This is a genomic window from Occallatibacter sp. (assembly GCF_049802275.1).
Classification (GTDB): Bacteria; Acidobacteriota; Terriglobia; order Terriglobales; family Acidobacteriaceae; genus Telmatobacter.
This window is the reverse complement of record NZ_JBARMD010000115.1, coordinates 1-4,185: the sequence shown is the minus strand read 5'-3', so window position 1 is coordinate 4,185 and position 4,185 is coordinate 1. Positions and strand designations below refer to the sequence as shown.

The following is a 4,185-nucleotide window of genomic DNA, read 5'->3' as shown; positions in this document are numbered from 1 at the left end:
GTCCACCATATCGCGGCCTTTTTCGGTGATAGAAAAGCGCCAGATGGTCACGGCTAATACAAGCACGCTCAGGGCAATCCAAAGGATGTTGTGCTGCGTCCACTTGCCAAAGGTTAGAAGGTCTACGGTGAGCGCGGGTAGCTTTGAGCCCATCTGGTCGTAAAGCTGAGCAAACTGGGGGATAACCACGGTGAACATGAAGACGAGCAGTCCGCTCACGATCGTGAGCAACAGGCCGGGGTAAATGAGCGAGGCTGTGAGCTTTTTGCGGAAGGTGAGCGAAACACGCTGGAAACCGATATAGCGTTCGAGCACCTCCTGCAGGTTGCCGGAGCGTTCGCCGGCGAGCAGGGTTGTGGTGTACATGACCGGCACGCCGGTTTGCGCTTCAAAGGCAGCGGAGAGAGATTCACCTGTTTTGACGCGGTTGGCGATGTCCTCGAGCTGGCTGCGGAAGTAGGCGCTCTTCTGGATCTTTGTGAGCATCTGAAGCGAACCGAGAATGGGCAGGCCGGCGCGAATGAGAGTAAGAAACTGCTGGTTGAAGATGAGGAACGGCTCGAGCTTGACCTTGCGGCGCGAAACACCGCCCAGACCGGATCGCGCCTTCACTGAGAAGACGTGATAACCGGCATGGGAGAAGCGCGCACGCAACTCCTCCGCAGTGGAGGCGGTCTGGATCTGCTCCATTACGCGACCGCGTTCATCGGCCAACTTGATTACGAACTCTGCCATAGTTCAGGGTACCGGCCCGTCGCCCCGAGCGGTGCCGGCCTTCCGTTCGCTTTCCTGTTCAAGGGTAACAGTTTCGCTCATAGGATAGACGCAGATTCCCGCGGAACCGTTCGCCGATTCTCCGTGCCAATATATAGGGTTACTGCCGTTGAGGGTACTTAAGTTCAGATTGGGACTAACCTCCTTCTTTTCCGGGGGTATGCTGAGGATGGATCAAGCCCCCCATGGACCAGACGGCAAAATGGATGAATTCCGGCGAAGGCATTCCGCCGGGGCAGGAAACCGGGTCTGGCAACCTGCTGGGCCTGAGCCCGCGGGCAGCGGCACTTACGGTAGTGATGTTGTTAGGACTGGTGCTGGCGGGAGCTTTTTTTCTCGGGTCCCCTGCAAACCTGCGTCGCGCCGCCGCTCCGGCACCCTATCCTCATGAGCTTGCACGGGTCAATTTTGCGGTCGGCGGGGACGTGATTCCGCATGAGCCAGTGCGGGCAGCAGCCGAAGCCGCCGGTGGAGGAGAGGCAGGGTGGGGATCTCTGCTGGCGGATGTGAGCGACGTTTTCGAGGGTGCGGACTTTGGGTTTGTGAACCTTGAAACACCGGTGGCCCCGGTTCACTCCAAAGGATCGAAGCCGTTCATGTTTGACGCGCCGGTGGCGCTGCCTGAGGCGTTGAAGGCAAATGGGATCAAGATCGTATCGTTTGCGAACAATCATGTGATGGACCAGGGATGGGCAGGATTCGCAGAGACACGTGACCATCTGCGCGAGATCGGGCTGCAGTTTGTGGGTTCGGGCGACACGGCTGCGCAGACCTGGCAGCCGCTGGTTGTGGAGGCCAATGGCATCAAGGTGTGCTGGCTGGGGATGACGCGCTGGCTGAATGGAAACCGCAATCCAGACAAGGACGATCAGCCACATGTGAATTTCTTTCCTTATCCGGGTGAGTCAGGCGGAGCGCCCGGGGCGGACGAAGAGCAGGTGCTGGCCGCGGTGCGGGCGGCGAAGGCACAGTGCGACATGCTGGTGATTTCGATTCACTGGGGAACGGAATACGCGCCGGCGCCGCGGCCTGAAGACGTGGACATTGCACACAAGATGCTGAATGCTGGGGCTTCAGTGATCGTGGGGCATCACCCGCATGTTTTGCAGCCAATTGAGACCTATAGCACTGCGGATGGGCGGATGGCGGTGATCTTTTATTCGCTGGGAAATTTTCTGTCCAACCAGTCGCGGAATTACGTGGATGGATTAATGCCGGACAAAGATGGCGATCCGCGCGATTCGATGATCGGGCTGTTTTCGGCGGTGCGGAACGATTACGGCCCGGCAGGCGTGCGCGTGGAACTGGCGCACGTGGGCATGTTGCCGGTCTGGGGAGAGAATAACCGTAATTCGCTGGCTGCAGGGAAGGCGAAGACGCCGAATATTCATCCGGTGTTGATCGATCGCGAGGTTCCGAAGGTGCAGGCGAAGCTGGATGAGCTGAACAAGGCAACGCAGAACGGTGCGGAAATGACGGCGGAGCAGAAGCAGGAATTTATCGAGCTGACAAAACAGCTCAAGCTGCTGACGGATCGGCGCGGGCAAATTCTGGCGCGAACCGGAGACGAGTATGTCACCGATCCGCCGAAGGTTGCGACGAAGTAGCTCTTCGAAAACCATCTTCAGGAGTGAACAGTTCTTTGGGTTGTCCGGTGCGGCATGCCCAGGCAAGCTCCGGACGCGATGTTCCGGCTCCTCGCTGCTCAAGTTCAGCCGAAACTCCCGAATAGCGGAAGTACTCGCGCTGTGCTCTGGTGTCTTCAGTCCGATCTCTCTTATCGATCTCATTGACTGACTCCGATTTTTGCTCCGAATCAATATCCGTTTGCGACGAGCCACTGCTCGGTCAAGTCAAACTCTGGCTTCTTCGCGGATTGCATCTGCTGATACGCGAGCTTCACCAGGACATCGGCCTCGACATTCACTGGCGCGCCGACGCTGAGCGCGTGGAGATTCGTGCGCCAATAGGTCAGCGGCAGGATTGCGATGGAGATGGTGTCGTCTTCGATCGCTGCAATCGTGAGGCTGATGCCTTCGATTGCGACGGAGCCTTTGTGCACCATCCACTGGCAGACACTTTCGGGGACGCGGACCTTGAGGGTCCAGTCGGTGGTTTCGCGATTGAAATGAGGGCTTGTCTCGGGGATCACGGGATCTAGCGCGGTCATGACCCCGGCGCCGTCGACGTGGCCCTGGACAATGTGGCCGCCAAGCGGACTTCCTGCTGCGGTTGGCAATTCGAGATTCACTTTCGCGCTGGGCTTGAGCGCGCCGAGGGATGTGCGGTCCAGAGTCTCCTGCGCCAGGTCTGCGTGGAAGTAGGTCGGGTCGACATCGAGAGCAGTGAGGCAGACGCCGGAGACGGCGAGAGAGTCGCCCTCACGAAGGCGGTTTGCAATGCCGGGGGCTTCGACTGTGATGCGGCGAACGCCGCCGCGATCGGTGAGGCTGACGAGGGTGCCGGTCTGCTCGATGATGCCGGTGAACATGGATTGATTCTAAGGGATCAGAAAATTGGCGGTTGGGGATCAACATGCGTGCTTTGCAGAGGCTTGAGATTTAACCGCCGATTTTGCGGCGATGCGCGCTCACTCGACGTGCGCCGATCACCATGAGAAGAACGCCGGGCCAGAAGGTGACGAAGGTGAGGAGGCCGGGCCCGATGGGGTTTGGATCAGGGTCGGGCCAGATGCCGATTTTGGCCAGCACAATAATCGTGAGCAGAGGCGCGCTCCCCACCAGCAGCACAATGAATCCGGCTGTGAACAGCCAACTCGAGAAGTATTCTTTCACGTCTCTCTGTTTGATCCCGGGCAAGTGAAATCATTTTAAGACAGCAGCCGAGTTTCGGAACGGAAAAGCCGTACGTCTTGGTGCTGCGAACGAACCGATCGCGTTCGATCAGTTGCTGGACCAGGGATCGCGCAGAAGGGAGCAGAGGCCGAGGTCGTTACCGTAGCGTTCCACTTCGACTTCGCCCATGCGGATGGCTTCAGGCATGCCTTTGAATGCGGGGACGGCGTCGGAGCCCATGATCTGCGGGGCGACGAAGAGATGTACCCGGTCGACCAGTCCACTGGCGAGCAGGGCCGTGTTCAGGCGCGTACCGGTTTCGGTGAGGACGGAGAGGATGCCTTCTTCGCCAAGCTTGTCGAATAGCTTGCCGAGGGGAACGCGCCCAGCTTCGGGCGGGAGAACTTCGACGCGCACGCCGCGGCTTCGAAGTTCATTGATGCGGCCTTCATCTTTGGAGACGGTGAAGATGACGACGTCGTTCTCGGCGCCGCGCACCATCTTCGAGTCAAGCGGCATGCGGAGTGCGGAGTCGAGCACCACGCGCAGCAGAGGACGGCGACGGCGCAGGCCGCTGCGATCGGTGAGCATGGGATCGTCGGCGAGAGCTGTATCC

At 59.2% G+C, this 4,185-nt stretch carries 5 protein-coding genes; 1 reads left to right on the top strand and 4 read right to left on the bottom strand.

Translation table 11 applies throughout. From position 1 onward, the window contains the following. On the bottom strand, positions 1-735 hold a 735-nt coding region (locus WA354_RS03860; RefSeq protein ID WP_472811692.1), incomplete at its 3' end, for a type II secretion system F family protein. A gap of 224 nt (positions 736-959) precedes the next feature. Between WA354_RS03860 and WA354_RS03855 the strand changes: the two genes are divergently transcribed. Then, positions 960-2,381 (top strand): CapA family protein, encoded by a 1,422-nt coding sequence (locus WA354_RS03855; protein WP_472811691.1) that lies wholly within the window; start codon positions 960-962, stop codon positions 2,379-2,381. A gap of 209 nt (positions 2,382-2,590) precedes the next feature. On the opposite strand, the gene WA354_RS03850 is transcribed toward WA354_RS03855, so the two are convergent. The 3 genes from WA354_RS03850 to WA354_RS03840 all read right to left on the bottom strand — a co-directional run. Beyond that, complete coding sequence (locus WA354_RS03850; RefSeq protein WP_472811690.1) at positions 2,591-3,265, bottom strand: riboflavin synthase; 675 nt, start codon at positions 3,263-3,265, stop codon at positions 2,591-2,593. A 70-nt stretch (positions 3,266-3,335) separates the two neighbouring features. Then, positions 3,336-3,569 (bottom strand): hypothetical protein, encoded by a 234-nt coding sequence (locus tag WA354_RS03845; protein ID WP_472811689.1) that lies wholly within the window; start codon positions 3,567-3,569, stop codon positions 3,336-3,338. 108 nt (positions 3,570-3,677) lie between these two features. Further along, on the bottom strand, positions 3,678-4,185 hold a 508-nt coding region (locus tag WA354_RS03840), incomplete at its 5' end, for a RibD family protein (RefSeq protein ID WP_472811688.1).

Coding starts and splice junctions, on each gene's coding strand:
- WA354_RS03855 (WP_472811691.1), top strand. CDS start 960: ATGGACCAGACGGCAAAATGGATGAATTCCGGCGAAGGCATTCCGCCG.
- WA354_RS03850 (WP_472811690.1), bottom strand. CDS start 3,265: ATGTTCACCGGCATCATCGAGCAGACCGGCACCCTCGTCAGCCTCACC.